Raw genomic sequence first — 1,795 nt, forward strand, 5'->3', positions numbered from 1 at the left:
CGCCCTGGCCGCCCTCGTCGGCTCCCCCCGCACGGCCGGTTCACCCGCCGCGTTCCGCCGCCTCCTCACCCCTGGCGAACTCGACCGACGGGCGGCCGCGCTGCTCCGCCACCCCGACCTCCTCGCCCCCGTCGCCACGCTGCACCACGCCGGCCTGCTCGCCACGCTGCAGCCGGGGCGGGCCCTGACGGCCTGAGCCCGCCCGGCCCACCCCCGCAGCCCCGCTACCAGCGCAGAGACAGCCCCGCGAGGTGGTCGTCGAGCAGCCCGGAGATGATCCGGTGGTCGTGGAGCGAGGGATGCCAGTCACAGCCCAGGTGATCGAGGCCGGGGTCGTCGTAGTACCAGTGACTGACCCGGCCGTCGCCCCGCCGGCCCCGCTCCTCGACGATCCGCCGGGTGGCCTCCGTGAACGCGGTGGTGTTCCAGAGGTGGGCCGCGGCGACCACGAGGAACGTCCTGCGCCCGTACCGGGCGCGCAGCTTGTCGAGGAACCCGTGAAAGGCGCTCTCGTAGGCGGCGACCAGCTCGGCCGTCGTGCTCCAGCGCTCCCCGGGGTTGAGGGGCGTCGAGAAGTCGTTGATACCGAGCCCGACCACGACGACCTGCGGACGCCAGCTGTCCGGCTTCCGCCAGACATCGCCCTCGACGTTCAGCAGGGCCCGGTCGTAGTACGTGCGGAAGTCGGTTCCGGGATCGCCGCCGTTGTAGTTGCGGACCATTCCCCGGCCGGAGAAGGCGTTGATCTGGTGGTCGGCGTCCAGCTTCCGGGCGGTGAGCGCGCCGAAAGTGAGATCCGCGTTGCTGTTCCGGTTGACCCCGCCGTTGCCGGAGCAGTCCTGGGTGCCGGAGACATTGCCGTATCCGGCGGTGTACGAGTCGCCGATGAACTCGATCTGCCTGGTCCGCGCCCGGGGTCTGGCGAGAATCGCGCCACCGGGAGCCGCGACGAAACCGCCGAACCGGCCGGCCGCCCACGGGCTCTCCGTGCGCTTCACGACCCGCACGCGGTGTCCGCCGTCGGGGAGGCCGTCGATCCAGGAGACGGTCCGGCCCGGGGTGACGAGGGTGGCCACGGTCGTCCCGTCGACCTGGACGTCGTAGTCGTTGTCGGCGTCGTCGAGGACCACCCCGACGCCGGTTCCGTGGAACCGCCCCTCGAAGGAGATCCCGGGCCAGCTGTACCGCACTGTCCCGTCGGCAGCCTTCCTGACCCGGCCGACCGTGTGGAACCGGGCCGCCCGCGTCTCGGCGGCCCGTGCGGGGGACACGACGGTGGCGACGAGGCCGGCGGCGGTGGCCGCGACCACCGTCCGTCGGGATAACTGGCGAGGCGTCTGCATGGCCGTCCCTTCGACACACGGAGTGTGGGAGCGCTCCCAAGGTGCGCGTTATCGAAGGTGACCGTCACACACGGCGCCGTCAACCCCTCGCGACGACATCCGCCACGCGCGCCCGCGACTCATGGAGACCCGTGCAGCCGGTCATGAGGGCTGGTTCACGTGGTCCGCCGAGGCGGCGGGGGTGTCTTTCCGGGGGGCTTTTCCGGCCTGCGTGGTGACGCGGTCGGCCGAGCCGATCAATAGTCCGTGGCCGTAGCCGGCCGTGGTGACGTGCCCGGCTCCCCGACGAGCATCAGCCCGCGACGGGGCGCCGGCGTCACCGGGGAACGCTCGACCAGTGGGAGGTTCCCCGCGAACTTCCGTCTGATGCCCGCGCCTTCGTCTCCGCCGGCGAAACGGCGCGCCGCCCGCGGGCTCGACTCCCGGCCGGGCGGGCGAGGTCCGCTGTCCGC

Annotated in this window: 1 protein-coding gene and 2 pseudogenes; 1 reads left to right on the forward strand and 2 read right to left on the reverse strand. The window is 72.8% G+C overall.

The features are described 5' to 3' along the window. Nucleotides 1-196, forward strand: a pseudogene (locus AWZ10_RS38465) (hypothetical protein); the annotation flags it as partial. 28 nt (nt 197-224) lie between these two features. On the opposite strand, the gene AWZ10_RS38470 reads toward AWZ10_RS38465, so the two are convergent. Both AWZ10_RS38470 and AWZ10_RS53190 read right to left on the reverse strand, forming a co-directional pair. Beyond that, the gene (locus AWZ10_RS38470; RefSeq protein ID WP_208618626.1) at nt 225-1,343 is read right to left on the reverse strand and encodes an SGNH/GDSL hydrolase family protein; all 1,119 of its coding nucleotides are present in this window, start codon (nt 1,341-1,343) and stop codon (nt 225-227) included. Between the two features lie 236 nt (nt 1,344-1,579). Then, a pseudogene (locus AWZ10_RS53190) lies at nt 1,580-1,795 on the reverse strand (hypothetical protein); the annotation flags it as partial.

Source organism: Streptomyces europaeiscabiei, from assembly GCF_001550375.1.
GTDB classification, from domain to species: Bacteria; Actinomycetota; Actinomycetes; order Streptomycetales; family Streptomycetaceae; genus Streptomyces; species Streptomyces europaeiscabiei.